Raw genomic sequence first — 18,629 nt, forward strand, 5'->3', positions numbered from 1 at the left:
GCACAAAAAAATCCATTTGTTCAGGAAAAGAGAAAGAGCCGGATGCTCCGGCTCTTTCCTTTTTTATTCCACTGTCACGCTCTTGGCAAGGTTGCGGGGTTTATCCACATCGCATCCGCGCAGAACGCTCATGTAATAGGCGAACAGCTGCAGAGGAACGATCATCAGCATGGGCATGAAAATGTCTTCGAATTCGGGAAGACGGACAACAAAATCCGCGACATCCTCCGGTACGGGTGCATTTTCCTTGCACAGCAGGATAACGCGGCCGCCGCGGGTTTTTACTTCCTTCACATTGCTGAGGGCTTTTTCGTACACATTTTTTTGCGTGGCAAGCGCGACGACCGGGGTCCCGTTCACAATGAGTGAAATGGTGCCGTGCTTCAGTTCACCGGCCGCATAAGCCTCGCTGTGCACATAACTGATTTCCTTCAGCTTCAGGCTGCCTTCCAAAGACAGCGCATAGTCGAAGCCACGCCCCATGAAAAACAAATCATCGCTGTTCATAAACTGGCTGGCCAGATACTTGATTTCGTTGCAGTTGGAAAGCAGGGGAGCGAGCTGATCGGGAATGCGCTGAAGTTCAGCAGTCAGACGTCGGATTTCCTCTTCCGGCTGCGTCTTTTTGGCCAGAGACAGACGCAGCGCGAACAGATACATCACCGCCAGCTGCACGCTGTATGCTTTGGTGCTGGCCACGGCGATTTCGGGGCCTGCATGGGTGTAGATCACCCAATCTGCCGCCCGTGCGATGGAAGAGCCGACCACGTTGACAACGGCCAGCGTTTTTGCACCGCGCTCTTTGGCAAGCTTCAAAGCTGCCAGCGTATCCAATGTTTCGCCGCTCTGGCTGATGATAATCACCAGATCATCCTGGGACAGAATGGGGTCACGATAGCGGAATTCACTGGCAATGTCCACATCCACGGGAACGCGGGCAAAGCGCTCGATGGCTGTTTTTCCAACCATTCCCGCGTGCATGGCGGTGCCGCAGGCCACAATGTGAATGTTCCGAATGCCACAAAGCATTTCGTCCGTCAATGCGTCGACCCCCAGTTGCGGAAGGCCGTCTTCCACATGCGGGCCGATGGTCGCACGCAGTGCTGTGGGCTGCTCATGAATCTCTTTGAGCATGAAGTGGGGATACCCGCCTTTTTCAGCTGCTTCAATATCCCAGCTGGCGGTCAGGCGATTCTTCTGAACCGGATGCCCCAGTTCATTGTAAATCTGGACTTTTTCCCGTGAAACTACGGCAATTTCGCCTTCGTCAAGAATGGAATACTCCCGCGTATATTTCAGGAGTGCAGGAATATCACTGGCCAGAAAATTTTCCCCCTGACCGTAGCCGACAATCAGAGGACTCTCTTTTCGAACCGAAAAGATGCGGTCCGGAAAATCCCGGAACAGAATGGCAAGCCCATAGCTGCCGCGAACTTCGCCCATGGTTTTCATAATGGCATCCAGGGGTTCACCGTGATAGTTGTAGTCCAGCAGCTTCACAAGAACTTCTGTGTCTGTGTCACTGCAGAATTCATACCCGTGCTCCATCAGATGCTCTTTCAACTGCGCATAGTTTTCGATAATGCCGTTATGTACCAGGCTGATGCGGGCAGAAGAATGGGGGTGGCTGTTTACATCGCTGGGTGCGCCGTGCGTTGCCCAGCGGGTATGACCAATTCCGCAGTGAGAGTCCACCGGCGGCATGGCATGAACCTTTTCCGCCAGAACGGAAAGCCGGCCTTCCGCTTTTACCACCTGAATTTCGCCGCCAGGCCCTGCGAGCGCGATCCCGGCAGAATCATATCCGCGGTATTCCAGTTTGCTCAATCCATCCAACAGTACATCGGTGCTGCGGCGAGGGCCAATATATCCAACAATTCCACACATAATTCAAACATCTCCAGACAAATCGTTGATTTTTGCCTGAAAATGCAAAACACAAACAAAGGCGTGCTGAAAAGACAGAGCTACACCCAAGCGGTTCTTCTTCAAAAAAAGACAACAAGAAAAAAGCCTATCCCTACAAGGATACACTGTGTTTTGCAAATTCAGAAATAAAAATACGCAAAGCGCAGCAAAAGCGCTCAGCAAAAAACAGTACCTTCCGTCCGGTACTGGTCAAATTTAAAAAGATAGAAATCGGGATCTCATACGTTTCTGTTGCCGCGTTACCGCTGTTTTTTGTCCGTATGATGTCGACCGCCCGACTCGTCCGTGGAGGCATCCGCCGAATCTTTCGATACGCTGTACCCGACTTTGAGGCACAGCAGCCTTCATCCTCGTCACCCCTCGTAACAGATCAATCCAGAATCTGCCGTTGCAAAGGGGCCCGGCGCTTTCAGCATTTCATTCGATCAAACTTCCTTTCCGGGTGTCCCATTCAATGAATGTTCATCAAACGGGGACGCATTTTAGCACAATACAGCCCGATCATTTTGACCAAAGCCATATCATATATCACAAAGGCGAGATTGCCAAGGAGAAGAAGAGAAGCGATGAAAACGGTGCCCATCTCTTCGAACTCGGCGACAACCGCACCAATGGGAAACACAAATAAAATAAGGCCGTACATGCAGAAGATACAGACGTTGAAAAGCGTCAGCTTGGCGGCCCACTGTAGGACTCTGGCAGGGATACGTTCCAGTCTCGCTTTTAAAAGCGGATAAAAGCCAAACAGAAAAATGAAAATCAATGCCATTTCCTTATCGGGAAGAATAAAGACAGAAAGCAACCCGATGGCGGCATAAAGAAGATAACCGGTTTTCATGCCGAATTCAATGGCAACCGGAACAATCAGAATCCCTGCAATCGCCGGTGCCGAAAAAGTGGCAAAGGGCAAAATTCCGCCCATCAGCATCACGACGATGGACAGCGCGGAAAAAATTCCGCCCAATGCGATCCGGCGGCTTTCCATAGAACGGCGGGGCGTCATATCAGCAGCCCCGGCTGCAGCTGCAGCACATGTCCATGCACATCCAAGCCGCGCACATATCGCAGCAGGAACAGCTGACGGCTTGAGTGCCATAAGGACCCGGATTGCCATACGGGTTGCCGGGCATGGCGCCGTTGGCCTGATTGCGCAGATTGCGCAACGCAGCTTCGTATTCGGGGTTGCCGGGGGCAAGGCGGCAAGCTGCCTCAAAATAACGCAGCGCTTCAGCAACCCATCCTTTATAATAATATGCGCTGCCCATCAGGAAGTTCCATTCGGCGTCGTTGGCGCCCTCGGGAATTGCGTTCAACTGCGCCAGAGCCTGCTCCACAGCGCCGCTGTTGATCAGCTGGCGGATGTTGCGGTAGCGGCCGTTGGCGCTGCTGTTCTGTGCCTGACTGGACGCGGGTGCAGAGTATTCCGTGTGGGGTTCTCCGCCCGTGCGGATCAGGCTCATCAATGTGTCAAAGGCTTCGTTGATCTCGTTCATACGGGCCTGTGCGTCCTCGCGCAAAGGGCCGGCCTCGTATTGCTCGGGATCATAACGTTTGGCCAGGGCGCGGTAAGCGGACTTGATTTCATCCTCTGAAGCGCCTTCGCGCAGACCAAGCAGGGAATAAGCTTTGTTGGCATCCATGGGTTTGTCCTTTCTGCCCGTTAAATCGGGTCATGTCGATTGTGGTGTGGCCGTTCGGTACCCGCAAGAGCGATGCTCTGCGGCAGGCCCAGAAACACAATGTTATCTAAAATTGATTTGTAAGAGGAAACGTCCAGAAGGTTATAGCACAGCGCAGTTTCTCCGGCACACATCCGGCAGAGTGTTTGTGCCTGTTGAATGGCTTCTTCTTTGGAAAAGCCATTGGTCAGAAAAACGTTATAAGAACCCTTTTCGGCGTCTTTGTCGTAATCTTCGGCAGCATCCAGAAAGTAAAGAATTTTCCCCAGAAACAGCCCCATCCGGTGCAAAATTTCCTTTTGCGGACCGCACAGCGCGAAAAGGGCACCTGTCATCTGGGCTGTGGGCTCCGCCGCTTCGTCCAGGCAGGTGCTTGAACGTTTTTCCAGCGCTTGCTGGGCAAGCGTCTGCTCTGCAAACAGCTTGTCCGCTTCCGGAAGGCGGCGGGCCGCTTTTTGATGCGGACCGGACAGAAGAATGCGCAAAAGATGTGCGCGTGCCTTTTTGAAAAAGGATTCATCGGCAATGTCGTCTGCCACTTTATAGTAAGCAGTCAGGATCAACGCATCCGCCGCCAGGCGAAGCCCGGGCGTGCTGCCGCAGACCGGCCGTTTCTGAAGAGGGCCGGCAATACAGCGTTCCGGACAAACAGAAGGCTGGGCAGCGGAAAGCCCGTCTGCGGTCATGGCCAGAAGCACCATGTCGTAGTTTAAAAGGAAGCGGGGGAGAAACCCATATTCCCGTTTCAGCTCTTTGCAAAGCCCGCAGTAATAGGAGCGGTACAATGTCCATTCACGCACTTTCAATTCTGCCTTGAAGGGCATGATATACCCGAACATGCGTGAACCCTCCCTGCCGATGACCTATCTTGTGTAGTATACAACATTTTTCAGAACTTTACAAACAAATTGCATGGAAATTTGCATATTATTCATATTTCACGCTCCAGATGATCGACGGTGTCAAAGCGGTAGCCCGCGTTTTTGAACCAGCGGATAATATCCGGAAGGGCGGCAGCGGTATTTTGGGTGGCTTTCGTGTCATGCATCAGTACGATGCAGCGGTGTTTGTCACCCACATCCCGGATGACATTGTTATAAATTTTTTCTGCGGATGGATGACCGCCGATTGCATCGTCGGCGCACACGTTCCAGTCCACATAGTGATACCCTTTTTCCGTCGCCTGTGCTTTCAGGTCCTTCATGATGCTGCTCCCGCCGTATTTATGGCTGACGGTGTTGGTACTTCCGCCCGGAAAACGGAGCCATACCAATTCCTGCGGGTCGACGTAGGCGGACAATTTCTCCTTCAGAGCGTCAATATCCTGCCAGTAGGCGCTGGGGCTTTGATAAATGGCCTTGTAATCGTGGGTGCAGGTGTGCAAGGCGATCATATGCCCTTCTGCAGCAGTACGCTCCAATAGAGGAAGATATTTTTCATTGTTCTCCGCAGCGATTACAAAAAAAGTGGCGGGAACCTCTTCCTTTTTCAATATGTCCAAAACGGCTTCCGTTGTAGAGGAGGGACCGTCGTCAAATGTCAGGTAGACGACCTTTTCCTCTTCGGACGGATCCTCCGTCATGACTTCCAGGGGCGCGGTCAGGTCGTCGTTGGAACATCCCACGGGTCTGGTAGTGACGAGTCCGGCCCCGAGACAAGCCAGTGCGCAAAGGCCTGCCGCCGCCAGAAGCCGGTGGAACCGGCCGAATCTGCGTTTGTTTTTCAAATGAATCGCCGCCTTTTCATTGATTTATATGCTGTTTGAACGTATACTTATAGCTATGAAACAGTGTGGGTGACTATGCCCTGAAGGAGTACCGGACATGGAGATTGTATCGTTGATTTTGAGTGCGCTGGCCTGTATTCTGCTCGTGATCGTTCTGGCAACGCGCCCCCGCGGCGGGGATGAACAGCAAACAGAACAGCTGATGCAGGAACTGGAGCAGTCGCGTCAGCAGATGCAAAATGAGCTGCGTCAGATGCGTGGAGAGCTGGGAAACAGCATTCATCGGGCCATGCAGACGAGCGCGGAGCTGCAGGCATCCGCACAGCGACAAATCTCTGAAACACAAAACGCGCGCCTCAAGGACTTAAGCGACCAGATGGCGCTTCGGCAGGCGGCCCTTCAGAAAACAGTGAATGACCAGCTGCGGGGCGTGGATCAGCGCCTGTCTGCAAACGCGGTGGAAAATGAGCAGAAACTGGAAAATATTCGCATGACCATGGAAACCCGGCTGACTGCATTGCAGGCGGAGAACACGCAGAAGCTGGATGAAATGCGCAATACCGTGGATGAGAAACTGCAAAAGACGTTGGAAGAAAAGCTGCATCAGTCCTTTAATCGAGTGAGTCAGCAATTGGAGAGTGTTTATAAAGGGCTGGGAGAAATGCAGACCCTGGCCGTGGGGGTAGGCGATCTGAAAAAGGTCCTCAGCAATGTGAAAACACGCGGTATTCTGGGCGAGGTTCAGCTGGGAGCGATTCTGGAACAGATTCTGGCACCGGAACAGTATGAGGAAAATGTGGTGACCATCCCCGGAAGCAGCGAACGCGTGGAATATGCAGTGCGCTTGCCAGGCGATGGGGAAACGCCGGTGTGGCTGCCCATTGACGCGAAATTTCCTGTGGATGCATATGGCTCTTTGCAGGATGCCTACGAAGAAGGTAACACAGCGCGCATCGAGATTGCCGGCAGAATTTTGGAGCAGCGTGTGCGTGGATTTGCCAAGGATATCCATGATAAATACATTCAAATTCCGTACACCACGGAGTTCGGTGTGATGTTCCTTCCCACGGAAGGGTTGTACGCGGAACTGGTGCGGAGAGGCATGGTGGAGCGGCTGCAGGCAGAGAGTAAAGTAGTGATAGCCGGGCCCACAACCATGGCGGCGCTTTTGAACAGCCTGCAAATGGGGTTCCGGACCCTGGCCATTCAAAAGCGTTCCGGAGAGGTCTGGCAGGTTTTGGGAAATGTCAAAGCGGAGTTTGATACGTTTGGGAAAGCGTTGGCACAGGCGCAGACCCGCATTGAACAGGCGGGAAATGAACTGGAGAAACTGGTGGGAGTGCGCACAAGACAGATTCAGCGAAAACTGCGCGGTGTAACGGCACTGCCCGAATTCGATTCACAGAATGTGCCTGTCCAGCAGACAGAGGACGACCCGGACTCGACTTGAATTCACCACAGAATCTTTTTATAATAAAGAAAGACTGCGCCGGTAGGTGGGAAGGTATGTTTGCAGAACAAAGGAGAATAAAATGCGCTGGTTGAGCTGTGTGGTGGTTTTGCTCGCCCTGCTGGGATTCCCCGGATGTGCGGCGCCTGAACAGTCGGAACCATCGGAAACAGGCAGTTTTGTCCGGGCGGAGTGGAAGAACACAGAGTTCCATGCCGAGGCGGCACAAAGCGGCAATGGCGCACAAATCGACGTTTCCAGTGCGTCACAGGGGTATGTCGGCGTGAGCGCGCAGAGCGAGAAAAGACTGAAAGTAAAAGTCGGGCAGGGCGAAACGGTTTATGTTTACGACTTGCCAGGCGACGGTACGCCGCAGTTCTTTCCGCTTCAATGCGGGGACGGACTGTATAAAATTCAGGTCATGCAGAATACCACCGAAAGTAAATACATTGAGCTTTTTGCTGTTGAGACGCAAGTGAATCTGGAGGACGAATTCCAACCCTTCCTGCATGCGAATCAGATCGTTTGGTACACGCAGGAATCGGAGTGCGTTTCACTTGCAAACCAGCTTGGAGAGCAGGCATCCAGCGAGACGGACGCTGTCGCTCGGATCTATGAATACATTAAAGAAAACATCGTTTACGATTACGACAAAGCAGCCGGCGACGTGACCGGTTATGTGCCGGACCCGGACCAGACGCTGAGCAGCGGAAAGGGCATCTGCTTTGATTATGCATCTCTGGCGGCGGCCATGCTGCGCAGCCAGGGGATTCCGGCGAAAGTGATCACAGGTTATGTTTCCGACGGTGCGGTTTACCACGCCTGGAATATGATTTATTTAAAGGAAAGTGGCTGGATCACGGTGGAGATCAAGGCGCCTGCCAATGAGTGGGAACGGATCGATCTGACCTTCGCTGCAAACGGAGCAGATGAAACAACCATTGGCGACGGAACCGACTATGTGGACCGTTACGTTTACTGAGAGGGGTAACTGACATGAAAAAGCAGCTCAGTTCCATAGCTGCCAGTGTTTTCTGTGAAAATATGGCAATGATGCTTTCCGCGGGAATTCCTGTGGACGAAGCGCTGTCCCTGCTGTGCGAAGACAGTGAGCAGGGGGCGTTTCATGAAGCGGCGCAAACGGTGTATCGTGCCGTAATGACAGGCGTTCCTCTGGCACAGGCAGTGCGTGAGTGCGGCTTGTTCCCGCAATACATGAGCGATATGATCGAAGCAGGCGAACTGGCCGGCAGAACGGACAGCGTTCTGCGCATGCTGTCGGTCTATTACGAAACGCAGCATCGTCTGGGCAAAAAGCTGAAAAGTGCAGTGGTCTATCCGGCGGCGCTGCTTCTGCTGATGGCCGTGGTGCTGGGAATTTTGGTGTTTCAGGTTCTTCCGGTGTTCACCGGTGTTTATGCGTCGCTGGCCGGCAGTATGGCCGCGTCGGCATATTCTTATATCCGCGTGGCTTATGTGGTGGGCGGAATTGCGCTGGGGGCTGTGGTCGTGCTGGCGCTGTTCCTTTTGGCAGGCCTTTTGCTGGCCCGCACAGAACAGGGAAAAACACGGCTTTTGAACCTGTTTGAAAAATTTCCGCTCACGGCCGGTGCTTATGCGCAGCTGGCACAGGCACAATTCGTCACGGCGCTGGCGACCTTTGTGGCCAGTGGCATGAACACCGATTTGTCCATGGAAAGAGCCGTTCAGATGGTGCAGCATAAAGCGCTGCATGAAAAACTGAACTGCGCAATGGAAAAAATGGCCGCGGGAAACAGTCTGGCACAGGCGTTTTATGAGGAGAAGATTTTTGAACCGCTGTACAACCGCATGCTGCTCAGCGGTGCGCGCAGTGGACAGCTGGAGAATGTTCTGGAGCGTCTTTCCAAAGTATTTTCGGCGGAAGCGGATACGCGGATTGAATTGCTGATCGGAAACATCGAACCGATTCTGTCCGGGCTTTTGACGTTGGCAGTGGGATTGACACTTCTGTCCGTGATGCTGCCGTTGGTTGGCATTTTGGCAGCCGTGGGCTGACGGAGGTTGCTGCATGTATCACGATTCGTACAAAAGGGCGCGAAGGCTGGTATGGCTGAGGCGGCTGGCGGTTGTCTGCGTGCTGGCGCTGCTTGTGTTTGCCGCCGATCGCTGGCGGCGCGGAGAGGAGGACCTGTCCGATCAGACGGCGTTTGCCGTGCGGCAGGTGGTGATTGATGCGGCCGTTCAGTGTTATGCATTGGAGGGCGCATATCCTTCGGAACTTTCTTATTTGGAAGAAAATTATGGCTTGCAGCTCAATCATCAGCGCTTTATCATTACTTACGAGGCATTTGCGGAAAATTTGTTGCCGGAAGTGGCGGTTTTGGAGAAAAAATAACGTCTGGGCAAAGGAGGGACAGGAACAGTGCGCGCTGAAAGAGCAAAAGAGCGGGAACACTTTTATTTGCTGATTCTGATGGCCTGTGTGTTTGTGTCCCTTCTGGCACTGATGGGGATTGGCTCTCATGTGTATCGCTCATTGGTGGAAAACCAGAATATTTCGGAAAACCGCCGGGCAACACTGACTTATTTGCAACAGAAAGTGCGCGCTGCTGACCGTTCGGATGCAGTTTTGCTGCGGGATGGTCCGGAGGGGACGATGCTGGTGCTTCAGGAACAGGTGGATGGCAGCAGCTACGAGACTCGAATTTATTTGTATCAGGGAAACCTGGTAGAAGAATATCGCCGTGCGGATGAATCCTGCCAGGAGAATGAGGCGGCGGTCATTGCCCAAACGGATACATTTGAGGTGTCGTTTGTACAGCCGGGCCTATTGGCGTTTGAAACGCAGTATGGCAAGGGATACGTTGCGGTGCGCAGTTTGATGGAGGACCGTGCGCATGAATGATACAAAAAGAGGAATTGCATTTTATGTGGAGACCGTTCTGCTGGTGCTGTTTCTCAGTGTGGCGCTGGCGGTGCTGGTGCAGGTGTTTGCCGCGGCCCAGGGGATGGGAACGCAGGCGCAGCGCCTTTCGGATGGGACGCTGCTTGCGGAAAACGCCGCCGAACTGATTGCAGCCAGCGAAAGCGAAGAAGAGTTCCGGTCTTTGGTGAACGTGAGTCCTGAGAGTGAAATTTGCTTGCATTACGATGTTCAAAACGGTATCGTGAAGGAAGCGGAAGATGGCTTCTATTGCCTCAAGATATCCCTGAAGAAAGACGGAACGTTGGTAGAGGCGCAGATTGATGTGAGCGCGGAAGATGAATTGGTTTACAGCCTTCAAACAGCGGCAAATTGGCGGGGAGAGTAGAAAATGAAACAGGAACCGATTCGCACAGGCTGGCTGTCGCTGATCGTCATGGTCGTTGTGGTGTGTCTGGCGGTGCTGGGGGTGCTTTCTCTGGTGACGGCCCGCGCCATGCTGGCCACGGCGCAAAAACAGGCAGATTATGTGCAGCAGACATATGAGCTGGAAATGCTGGGGCAGCAGTGGCTGTCGCAGGTGGAAACGGTTTGCAGCGAGGCATCTTCTGAGGAAGAATTGTTGGCGGAACTTCCGGAAGGAACCCGGGTAGACGGTGATTTGCTGCGCTATGTTGCGCAAAACAGCGATGAACGCCAGCTAAGCATTGCGGTGCAGCTGGAAGACCGGCAGATTCGCGTTGTGGAGTGGCGGCAGGTCCGTCAGTGGCAGGAAACAGAAAATATCGGACAGCTTTGGAAGGGGTAACGGTCATGGAAAGCATTATGGATATTTTGCAGGGAGCGATTGAGCGGCATGCTTCGGATTTGTTCCTGATCGCAGGCTTGCCTCTGACTTATAAGGTGGGCGGAAGGCAGCAGCGGGTGGAACAGGCACGGTTGATGCCGGAAGATACAGCACGGCTTGTACAGGAGATTTACACCCTCTGCGGCAGAGACGGCAGTAAAACGCTGGAAACCCGTGCGGACGATGATTTCTCGTTTTCTGTGCGGGAACTGGGGCGGTTCCGCGCCAACATTTTCCGGCAGCGCGGAAGTTTGTCTGCGGTGATTCGGGTGATTCGTTTCGGATTGCCCGATCCGGTGGAAATGAATATCCCGGACGAGGTCATGGCGGCAGCCCGGCATATGAAAGGGCTTGTGCTTGTGACCGGTGCGGCCGGAAGCGGAAAGTCGACGACGCTGGCCTGCCTGATCAATGCCATCAACCAGTCGCGTGAAGGGCACATCATTACGATGGAAGATCCCATTGAATTTATTCACCGGCACCAGAAGTGCATTGTTACCCAACGAGAAATCTCCACGGATACGCCCAACTACATCAGTGCTTTGCGCAGTGCTCTTCGGGAGAGCCCGGATGTGATTCTTTTGGGCGAAATGCGTGATTACGAGACGATCGAAGTGGCCATGACAGCGGCGGAGACAGGCCAGCTGTTGTTCAGCAGCCTGCATACCACCGGTGCGGCCAATACTGTGGACCGGATTATCGACGTGTTCCCGGCGAGCCAGCAGGCGCAGGTTCGGATGCAGCTGTCCATGGTGCTGCAGACCGTTATCAGTCAGCAGCTGCTTCCGTCCGTGGATGGAAAACTGATTCCGGTTTTCGAAATTATGCATACCAATGCAGCAATCAAAAACCTGATTCGTGAAGGAAAAACGCATCAAATTGATTCGGCAATCCAGTCGGGGGCCGCACAGGGAATGATTTCCATGGATGCATCGCTGCTGAAGTTGGCACAACAGGGACGCATTACCAAGGATACGGCCCTGACGTATTGTCTGCATTATGAGGCGATGGAAAAACGCCTTTCTCTGGTGTAAAAATGATGGAAAGGAGAAACTGATCATGACAGACGGTTTGCGGGTAAAAATGTTTGGCGGCTTTTCAGTGTGCTGGAATGGTCAGTATCTGATTGAGCATTCCGCCCGCATGAACAAACCGCAGGAACTGCTGGCACTGCTGCTGGCGCGCGCGGACGAGAAACTTACCAACGAGCAGTTGATGGAAGCTCTTTGGGAGAGCGATGAAGTGGAAAACCCTGCGGGTGCCTTAAAAAATGCAGTGTATTCCATTCGAAAACTGCTGCAGAAATCCGCTCCGGGCGTGCAATTTATTGTGATGGAAAATGGCCGTTATCAGTGGAATCCGCAGATTCCGCTGGAACTGGATATTCATCGCTTTGAAGTGCTGACGGAGGATTTGTTCGGGCAGGAAAAAACGCTGGAAGAGCAGCTGAAAGAAGCGCGGGAAATTCTGGCCCTTTACAGCGGAGAGCTTTTGCCGGGGTTGAACAGTCGGCAATGGGTCATTCAGGAGAACAGCTACTATCGTCAGAAATATTTGCGCACTGTGAAATATATGGCTGGCCTTCTAAGCGGCCGCGGGACAAGGGCCGATTTGGAAGAGGTGCTGGACATCTGCAATCGGGCAGCTTTGTTTGAGCCGCTGCATGAAGAACTTTATGAATACATGTTCTCGGCGATGCGCGGCTTGGATATGAAACAGGCCGTTTTGAGTTATTATCCGGTCGTCTCCAATCTGTTTTATGACGAGCTCGGTGAAAAACTGCCGGAACGTCTTCGGGATGTTTATCTCTGGGCGTCGGAAGGTTCCAATCAAATCAAGGAAGATTTGTGTCAGGTGCAGCAGGATCTGTCCGAGGTCACAAAAGACACCCGTCCCATCCGCGGTGCGTATTATTGCGAGTATGAAATGTTCAAGCACGTTTACCATATGGTGGCGCGCAATGCGGCCCGTAGCGGCGATCATGTCATTATTATGTTGATTACGCTTTTGCCCCGAAAAACGGAATTGCTTCAAAAGCAGGAATCGGTACGCTATATGCTTCAGCTGAAAGAGGTAATCAAAAACACGCTTCGCAAAGGCGATGTTTTCAGCCGGTACAGTCGGAACCAGTATATTCTGATGCTTCCGGTCCGCTCGGCGCTGGATGTGACGGTGGTCCAAAAGCGTTTGGAAACGGCTTGTCAAAGTCATATGGAAAAGAAAAATCTTGTCATTGATATGAAGTCGCAGATGCTTGAACCGATGGTTTGAAGCAGGGCTCTGAAGGGAAACAAACCTTCGGAGCCTTTTTGTTTATACAGGCACGTTTGGGCACATACTGAGGAAAAGGAGGCGTGCACTGTGTCAACGAGTCGTATTGTGGCATTTTTTGCGTTTTTTGTTCTTGCGTTTGCGATTTTGGGAGCCAACCTGGCGCTTCTGTGCACCAATGAGACCTACGCGCAGGCCGCCGTGCGGCAAAGCCAGACAACGCTGGATTTATTTGACGGACGCGGAAATATTTACGACTGTAACTTTCTTCCCCTTACCAATGTATTTACAAATACGTATGCAGTGGTCGAGCCGGGACGTTCCAGTTACCATGCACTGTTTGGCTCCATTCCGGCAACGGAAAAGAATTCTTTTTACAGTATGATCCAGCAGGGAAGCCCTTTTTTAATAGAAGTGGAGAAAAGCAGCGGTACGCAGCCGGAATACCTTTTCTCCTGCCCGGTTCGCTATTATCCGAATCCCACGGCGGTTCATCTGCTGGGCTATCTTGACGCAGAAGGGCACGGCGTCAGCGGGGCGGAGTATGTGTACGATGATTTGCTGACAGGCGCTTCTACCAGTACATCGGTTTTGTGTACCACCACGGCGGTGGGAACCTTTCTGGAAAGCGCTCCGCCGAAACTTTTGTATACGCAGGGCTCCGGCGCAGGAGTGATGTTGACCATTGACGAGACAATCCAGCGCATTTGCGAGGGCGTCGCGCAGCAGATGATGGAAAAAGGCAGCATTGTTGTGTTGGAAACAGCAACGGGACGTGTACGGGCCAGTGTGAGCATGCCGGTTTATGATCCGGAAAACGTTGCCCTCAGCATTGACAGAAACGATTCCTCTCTGATCAACCGCTCTATCAGTGCGTTCAACGTGGGGTCCGTCTTTAAACCTATTCTGGCCGCCGCAGCGCTGGAAGCGGGACTGGATCCCAATGCGGTATATGAATGTACCGGCTCCACGGAGATCGGCGGCCACGTTTACCGCTGCGCCTATGGAAAGGGGCATGGGCCGGTGAACCTGACACAGGCACTTGAGCAAAGCTGCAACTGCTATTTTATTCACTTGGGCCTTCAGTTGGGGGCGCAGGCAGTGGAGCAGGCAGCGCAGACCTGCGGTTTCGGAACAGCCACTGCCTATATGGGAACGCAGACCACCGCTGCGGGAAATCTTCCGGATGAAGAGCAGCTGCGGGATTTGGGACAGCTGGCTTCCATCAGCTTCGGTCAGGGAGCGTTGACCGCGTCTCCTGTACAGGTGGCGGCCAGCATCAATGTGTTTGCTAACCAGGGACGTTATATTGAGCCGACTTTCGTGGAGGGCATTGTCAACGAGTATTCTCAAACCGTCACAGAAAGTCTGTATTCACCAATTCAGCGGCAGGCTTTTCGAAGCGATGTTGCGCAAACAGTGCAGAAGATGCTGGTCAGTGTTGTGGAAAACGGTTTGGGCAAGCCGGCAAAACCGCTGCATGGCGGCGCGGGTGGCAAGACAGGTACGGCGCAAACCGGCCGCTTTCAGGAGGACGGGGAAGAAATCATGGACGCGTGGTTTGCGGGATTTTATCCGGCAGAAAATCCTCAGTATACCATTGCGGTTTTGCTGGACAGCGGAACGTATTCCAGCGACGATGCGGCGGCCGTTTTTGCAAAAGTGACCACAGACCTGGGAATGTATCTGGGCGTGGAGGACGAGTATTGACAATCGCCTGATTTTTCTTATAATATAACAATAGATACGAAAAAATGGCGACGACTGGGCCAGACAGGAAAAGAAAGACAAAAGAGAGAGAACGCATGGCTGAAACGTTCTTGCTTGGTTTCCTGCCAGCCACCCGGGAGCCCCCTGTGATGAGCAGGGCGCTGCGCAGCGTTAACGCGGAAAAGTGGTGTGTGCAAACACGCAATTTGGGTGGTACCACGGATGCGAAAAGCTTTCGTCCCTTGTCGGGGCGGAAGTTTATTTTTTTGTAGTTCTATTTTTCAAAATGAGGAGACAGACCTATGGAATGGACCGGATTAAACGAACTGCGTGAAAAGTATCTCTCGTTTTTCGAGGGAAAAGGCCATCTGCGCCTGGACAGTTTCCCGCTGGTTCCCCACAACGACAACAGCCTTTTGCTGATCAACTCGGGCATGGCCCCCATGAAGAAATGGTTTCTGGGACAGGAGGAACCTCCCTGCCATCGGGTGACTACCTGCCAGAAATGCATCCGTACGCCGGATATTGAGCGCGTGGGCATTACGGCGCGTCACGGCACTTTCTTTGAAATGCTGGGCAATTTCAGCTTCCAGGATTATTTTAAGGAAGAGGTCATTCCCTGGGCGTGGGAATTCTTGACGCAGACGTTGGAGATCCCGGCGGAAAAGCTGTACATTTCCGTGTATTTGGAGGATGACGAGGCCTACGACATCTGGACGAAAAAGGTCGGCATTCCGGAAGACCATATGGTCCGTTTCGGAAAAGAAGACAATTTCTGGGAGCATGGCTCCGGCCCCTGCGGCCCTTGCAGCGAGATTTACTTTGACCGCGGTCCGGAATACGGCTGCGGAAAGCCTGACTGCCGCGTGGGCTGCGACTGCGACCGCTATATGGAAGTTTGGAACCTGGTGTTCAGCCAGTTTGATTCCGACGGAAATGGCCATTATGAGCGTCTGGCCAAGCCCAACATTGACACCGGCATGGGCCTGGAACGTTTGGCCTGCGTGATGCAGGGCGTGGGCAACCTGTTCGAGGTGGACACGGTACACAACATTTTGAACCATGTAGAGCGCATTACGGGAAAAACCTATGGCCAGGACCATATGACGGATGTTTCCATCCGCGTGATTACCGACCACATCCGGTCTACGGTCTTTATGGTATCGGACGGCATTCTTCCGTCCAATGAGGGACGCGGCTATGTGCTGCGCCGCCTGTTGCGCCGTGCCGCGCGCCATGGCCGCATGCTGGGCGTAAAACGCCCCTTCCTGTCGGAACTGTGCGACACGGTCATCCGGGAAAACGGAAGCGCGTATCCGGAACTTGTGGAGCATTCCGACTACATCAAGAAGACAATTTCCGCCGAGGAAGAGCGCTTCTCCCGCACCATTGACGCAGGCCTCAGCATTCTCAACAATTTGGTGGAGGATGTGATCAAAAAAGCGCAGGAAGGTAAAAAACGGATTTTGTCCGGTATGGATGCGTTCAAACTGAACGATACCTTCGGCTTCCCGCTGGACCTGACAAAGGAGATTGCCGCGGAAAAGGGAATCGAAGTGGACGAGGAAGGTTTCCGCTCCGAGCTTCAGAAGCAGCGGGAAACGGCGCGTGCCGACCGCATGAGCCGGGATATCTCGGGCTGGACGGCTGATCTGTTCAGCGATGTGCAGGCACAGCCTACAGAATTCCTGGGCTATGAAAAGCTGGCGGCAGAGGCGAAGGTTGTGGCGCTGTCCGACGGTGAGGAGCTGGTGGATGCCATTGCCACGGACGACGGCCCCAAAGCGGGTGTTCTGGTGGTTCTGGATCGCACGCCCTTCTATGCGGAAAGCGGCGGCCAGGTGGCGGATACGGGATGCATCACCACCGCCTCCGGTGCACATTTGTCTGTAAGCGCCTGCAAGAAGACCTCGAAGGGCTATTTCGTACACACCTGCACCCTGGAAGAGGGGATGGTTCAGACGGGTGAAGCGGTGATTGCCACGGTGGATGAAAAGCGCCGTCACGCCATCATGCGCAACCATACATCGGCGCACCTGCTGCAAAAGGCACTGCGTGAAGTTTTGGGCGCCCATGTGCATCAGGCTGGTTCTTATGAGGATGACGAGCGTGTCCGTTTCGACTTTACGCACTTCAACGCCGTCACGCCGCAGGAACTCCAGCAGGTGGAAAAAATCGTCAATGAGAAAATTTTCGAAGCTTTGCCGGTCACGGTGAAGGAAATGCCCATCAAAGAGGCGAAAGAGCTGGGCGCGATGGCGCTGTTCGGTGAGAAGTACGGCGATATCGTCCGCGTGGTGGACATCAACGGATGGTCTACCGAGTTCTGCGGCGGCACACATGTGAGCAACACCGCACAGCTTGGCTGCTTCAAGATTTTGTCCGAATCCAGTGTAGCGGCCGGCATTCGCCGCATCGAAGGTACCACCGGCTACGGCGTACTGCGGCTGCTGGATGAGAAAAACGAGATGCTCAATCAGGTGGCCGGCACGCTGAAGGTGAGCAATATCCACGATCTGCCGCAGCGCGCGGCCACTGTATCTGCGGAACTGAAAAACGTTCAGAAAGAACTGGATGATTTGAAGGCGCAGATTGCCAATGCGAAAGTGGACGGCTTGTTTGAAGACGCGCAGGAAGTGGAGGGCATTAAAATCTTCACTCTGTACCTCACCGGGACGGCCAACGATGCGGTGCGTGGTATGTGCGACAAAGCGCGTGACAAAGTGCCTGCTTCTGTCACGGCAATCATCGGTGAATGCGACGGAAAGATTTCTCTGGCGGTCGCAGTGGGCAAGGAGGCACAGGCCAAAGGTCTTGCCGCCGGAAAGCTGGTCAAGCAGATTGCTGCCATTGCGGGCGGCAACGGTGGCGGAAAGCCCGATTTTGCAATGGCCGGCATTAAAGAGCCTTCCAAGATCGACGACGCGTTGAACGCGGTACCTGAACTGGTGCGCGCTGCGCTGAATGCTTAAGTTCGTTTGCAGACAACGGAAAAGGAGGAAAGAGAATGGATTGCCTGTTTTGTAAAATGGCGGCCGGTGAAATTCCGGTCAACAAGGTTTACGAGGATGACACGGTTTTGGCGTTTCACGACATCGATCCGCAGGCGCCTGTGCATTTTCTCGTCATTCCCAAAACACACATCGGCTCTCCCGCGGAGATCAATGCTGAAAACAGTGCGGTTGTAGCGCATATTTTTGAAGTGATTGCGCAAATCGCACAGGAGATGAATTTGGAGAACGGGTACCGCGTGGTCACCAACTGCGGCAAAGACGGCGGACAAAGTGTGCCGCACTTGCATTTTCATGTTCTGGCAAAGCGCAGTCTGGCCTGGCCTCCGGGCTGATGTAAAAACGAATGCTGTTCTGTGACAGGAAAGGAAGAAACCACCATGCGTAAAACTTATACTCTCAATGTGGCTGGTGTCAGCCGGGAACTGCCGCTGTGCCCTGTGAATGAGCATATGGACATTGCTGCGTTTGTGATGTTCAGCGATGTGGAGTTGACGGTAGCGTGCGCAAAAGCACTTCTGGAGAAACTGCCTGAGTTCGACGTGATCGTCACTGCCGAAGCAAAGGGCATTCCGCTGGCGTACGAAATGAGTCGCCAGAGCGGAAAACGTTACATCCCGGCGCGCAAAGGCCCGAAGCTGTACATGGAAAACCCTGTGATCGTGGAAGATAAATCCATCACTACAGAGGCTGTGCAAAAACTGGTGATCGACCAGAAAGATCTGGACGATATGGCCGGAAAACGTGTTGTCATTGTGGATGATGTGATCAGCACGGGTGGAAGCCTGCATGCGCTGGAAGCGCTCGTAGGGAAAAGCTCTGCCAATGTCGTGGCCAAAGCTGCCGTTCTGGCCGAAGGCGATGCCGCGGACCGCACGGACATCACGTTCCTGGAGCCGCTGCCGCTGTTCTTCAAATAATGCTGGAAAAACGCCGCACACTGTGCCTGATCGGCTTTACCTATCTGGTTGCGCAATTGCTGGCGGGGTTTATGCCGTCAGTGGCTTTCGGGCCGCTGACGGCCGTTTTTGTTTACCGAAAACCCCCGGCTGTGCCGGGGAGTTCTCAAAAAGCTTTAGCGTTGCATAGGAAATAAAAACT

General features: G+C 53.3%; 19 protein-coding genes. 14 read left to right on the forward strand and 5 right to left on the reverse strand.

The annotated features are described in order from the left end of the window. Window positions 1-63: 63 nt before the first annotated feature. Window positions 64-1,887 (reverse strand): glutamine--fructose-6-phosphate transaminase (isomerizing), encoded by a 1,824-nt coding sequence (gene glmS / locus WMO24_RS03650; RefSeq protein ID WP_349214956.1) that lies wholly within the window; start codon window positions 1,885-1,887, stop codon window positions 64-66. Between the two features lie 32 nt (window positions 1,888-1,919). On the opposite strand from glmS, the gene WMO24_RS03655 reads away from it, so the two are divergent. After that, window positions 1,920-2,387 carry a hypothetical protein gene (locus tag WMO24_RS03655; RefSeq protein WP_349214957.1) on the forward strand — a complete coding sequence of 156 codons (468 nt, stop codon included), beginning with the start codon at window positions 1,920-1,922 and terminating at the stop codon, window positions 2,385-2,387. Here WMO24_RS03655 and WMO24_RS03660 read toward each other — a convergent pair. The 4 genes from WMO24_RS03660 to WMO24_RS03675 all read right to left on the reverse strand — a co-directional run bounded on the left by WMO24_RS03660 (window position 2,381) and on the right by WMO24_RS03675 (window position 5,334). Beyond that, on the reverse strand, window positions 2,381-2,860 hold the full coding sequence (locus tag WMO24_RS03660; protein ID WP_349214958.1) for a hypothetical protein: 480 nt from the start codon (window positions 2,858-2,860) through the stop codon (window positions 2,381-2,383). The two genes, WMO24_RS03655 and WMO24_RS03660, sit on opposite strands and share 7 nt — an antisense overlap. 73 nt (window positions 2,861-2,933) lie before the next feature. Continuing rightward, window positions 2,934-3,569: a DnaJ domain-containing protein gene (locus WMO24_RS03665; protein ID WP_349214959.1), complete on the reverse strand. Its 636-nt coding sequence runs from the start codon at window positions 3,567-3,569 to the stop codon at window positions 2,934-2,936. A 20-nt stretch (window positions 3,570-3,589) separates the two neighbouring features. Then, window positions 3,590-4,447, reverse strand: a complete 858-nt coding sequence (locus WMO24_RS03670; RefSeq protein WP_349214960.1) for a DUF5685 family protein — start codon at window positions 4,445-4,447, stop codon at window positions 3,590-3,592. A 92-nt stretch (window positions 4,448-4,539) separates the two neighbouring features. Further along, window positions 4,540-5,334 (reverse strand): polysaccharide deacetylase family protein, encoded by a 795-nt coding sequence (locus WMO24_RS03675; RefSeq protein WP_349214961.1) that lies wholly within the window; start codon window positions 5,332-5,334, stop codon window positions 4,540-4,542. A gap of 97 nt (window positions 5,335-5,431) precedes the next feature. On the opposite strand from WMO24_RS03675, the gene WMO24_RS03680 reads away from it, so the two are divergent. The 13 genes from WMO24_RS03680 to WMO24_RS03740 all read left to right on the forward strand — a co-directional run bounded on the left by WMO24_RS03680 (window position 5,432) and on the right by WMO24_RS03740 (window position 18,448). Continuing rightward, a complete protein-coding gene (locus tag WMO24_RS03680; protein WP_349214962.1) occupies window positions 5,432-6,784 on the forward strand; it encodes a DNA recombination protein RmuC in 1,353 nt (450 codons plus the stop codon). Window positions 6,785-6,866: 82 nt separating this feature from the next. Continuing rightward, window positions 6,867-7,766, forward strand: a complete 900-nt coding sequence (locus WMO24_RS03685) for a transglutaminase-like domain-containing protein (protein ID WP_349214963.1) — start codon at window positions 6,867-6,869, stop codon at window positions 7,764-7,766. Window positions 7,767-7,780: 14 nt separating this feature from the next. Then, window positions 7,781-8,821: a type II secretion system F family protein gene (locus tag WMO24_RS03690; protein WP_349214964.1), complete on the forward strand. Its 1,041-nt coding sequence runs from the start codon at window positions 7,781-7,783 to the stop codon at window positions 8,819-8,821. Window positions 8,822-8,834: 13 nt separating this feature from the next. Further along, window positions 8,835-9,161, forward strand: coding sequence for a hypothetical protein (locus WMO24_RS03695; protein ID WP_349214965.1), 327 nt, complete (start codon window positions 8,835-8,837; stop codon window positions 9,159-9,161). 27 nt (window positions 9,162-9,188) lie between these two features. Then, the gene (locus tag WMO24_RS03700; protein ID WP_349214966.1) at window positions 9,189-9,671 is read left to right on the forward strand and encodes a DUF4860 domain-containing protein; all 483 of its coding nucleotides are present in this window, start codon (window positions 9,189-9,191) and stop codon (window positions 9,669-9,671) included. After that, window positions 9,664-10,077: a hypothetical protein gene (locus WMO24_RS03705; RefSeq protein ID WP_349214967.1), complete on the forward strand. Its 414-nt coding sequence runs from the start codon at window positions 9,664-9,666 to the stop codon at window positions 10,075-10,077. Before WMO24_RS03700 ends, WMO24_RS03705 begins: the two co-directional genes overlap by 8 nt. Window positions 10,078-10,080: 3 nt before the next feature. Then, the gene (locus WMO24_RS03710) at window positions 10,081-10,497 is read left to right on the forward strand and encodes a hypothetical protein (protein ID WP_349214968.1); all 417 of its coding nucleotides are present in this window, start codon (window positions 10,081-10,083) and stop codon (window positions 10,495-10,497) included. Window positions 10,498-10,502: 5 nt separating this feature from the next. Beyond that, window positions 10,503-11,570: a type IV pilus twitching motility protein PilT gene (locus tag WMO24_RS03715; RefSeq protein WP_349214969.1), complete on the forward strand. Its 1,068-nt coding sequence runs from the start codon at window positions 10,503-10,505 to the stop codon at window positions 11,568-11,570. 25 nt (window positions 11,571-11,595) lie between these two features. Further along, the gene (locus WMO24_RS03720; RefSeq protein WP_349214970.1) at window positions 11,596-12,807 is read left to right on the forward strand and encodes an AfsR/SARP family transcriptional regulator; all 1,212 of its coding nucleotides are present in this window, start codon (window positions 11,596-11,598) and stop codon (window positions 12,805-12,807) included. A gap of 90 nt (window positions 12,808-12,897) precedes the next feature. After that, window positions 12,898-14,517, forward strand: coding sequence for a peptidoglycan D,D-transpeptidase FtsI family protein (locus WMO24_RS03725; protein WP_349214971.1), 1,620 nt, complete (start codon window positions 12,898-12,900; stop codon window positions 14,515-14,517). Between the two features lie 302 nt (window positions 14,518-14,819). After that, complete coding sequence (gene alaS / locus WMO24_RS03730; protein WP_349214972.1) at window positions 14,820-17,489, forward strand: alanine--tRNA ligase; 2,670 nt, start codon at window positions 14,820-14,822, stop codon at window positions 17,487-17,489. A gap of 35 nt (window positions 17,490-17,524) precedes the next feature. Beyond that, window positions 17,525-17,863 (forward strand): histidine triad nucleotide-binding protein, encoded by a 339-nt coding sequence (locus WMO24_RS03735; protein WP_349214973.1) that lies wholly within the window; start codon window positions 17,525-17,527, stop codon window positions 17,861-17,863. A gap of 45 nt (window positions 17,864-17,908) precedes the next feature. Continuing rightward, complete coding sequence (locus tag WMO24_RS03740) at window positions 17,909-18,448, forward strand: phosphoribosyltransferase family protein (RefSeq protein WP_349214974.1); 540 nt, start codon at window positions 17,909-17,911, stop codon at window positions 18,446-18,448. Window positions 18,449-18,629 lie beyond the last annotated feature (181 nt).

Source organism: Ruthenibacterium intestinale, from assembly GCF_040096265.1.
In the GTDB taxonomy this organism is placed as follows: Bacteria; Bacillota; Clostridia; order Oscillospirales; family Ruminococcaceae; genus Ruthenibacterium; species Ruthenibacterium komagatae.

What these genes read in the sequence shown, in the direction of transcription:
- WMO24_RS03680 (WP_349214962.1), top strand. Translation starts at nt 5,432, where the DNA reads ATGGAGATTGTATCGTTGATTTTGAGTGCGCTGGCCTGTATTCTGCTC.
- alaS (WP_349214972.1), top strand. Translation starts at nt 14,820, where the DNA reads ATGGAATGGACCGGATTAAACGAACTGCGTGAAAAGTATCTCTCGTTT.
- WMO24_RS03670 (WP_349214960.1), bottom strand. Translation starts at nt 4,447, where the DNA reads ATGTTCGGGTATATCATGCCCTTCAAGGCAGAATTGAAAGTGCGTGAA.
- WMO24_RS03665 (WP_349214959.1), bottom strand. Translation starts at nt 3,569, where the DNA reads ATGGATGCCAACAAAGCTTATTCCCTGCTTGGTCTGCGCGAAGGCGCT.
- WMO24_RS03690 (WP_349214964.1), top strand. Translation starts at nt 7,781, where the DNA reads ATGAAAAAGCAGCTCAGTTCCATAGCTGCCAGTGTTTTCTGTGAAAAT.
- WMO24_RS03710 (WP_349214968.1), top strand. Translation starts at nt 10,081, where the DNA reads ATGAAACAGGAACCGATTCGCACAGGCTGGCTGTCGCTGATCGTCATG.
- WMO24_RS03720 (WP_349214970.1), top strand. Translation starts at nt 11,596, where the DNA reads ATGACAGACGGTTTGCGGGTAAAAATGTTTGGCGGCTTTTCAGTGTGC.
- WMO24_RS03695 (WP_349214965.1), top strand. Translation starts at nt 8,835, where the DNA reads ATGTATCACGATTCGTACAAAAGGGCGCGAAGGCTGGTATGGCTGAGG.
- WMO24_RS03705 (WP_349214967.1), top strand. Translation starts at nt 9,664, where the DNA reads ATGAATGATACAAAAAGAGGAATTGCATTTTATGTGGAGACCGTTCTG.
- WMO24_RS03715 (WP_349214969.1), top strand. Translation starts at nt 10,503, where the DNA reads ATGGAAAGCATTATGGATATTTTGCAGGGAGCGATTGAGCGGCATGCT.
- WMO24_RS03685 (WP_349214963.1), top strand. Translation starts at nt 6,867, where the DNA reads ATGCGCTGGTTGAGCTGTGTGGTGGTTTTGCTCGCCCTGCTGGGATTC.
- WMO24_RS03735 (WP_349214973.1), top strand. Translation starts at nt 17,525, where the DNA reads ATGGATTGCCTGTTTTGTAAAATGGCGGCCGGTGAAATTCCGGTCAAC.
- WMO24_RS03740 (WP_349214974.1), top strand. Translation starts at nt 17,909, where the DNA reads ATGCGTAAAACTTATACTCTCAATGTGGCTGGTGTCAGCCGGGAACTG.
- glmS (WP_349214956.1), bottom strand. Translation starts at nt 1,887, where the DNA reads ATGTGTGGAATTGTTGGATATATTGGCCCTCGCCGCAGCACCGATGTA.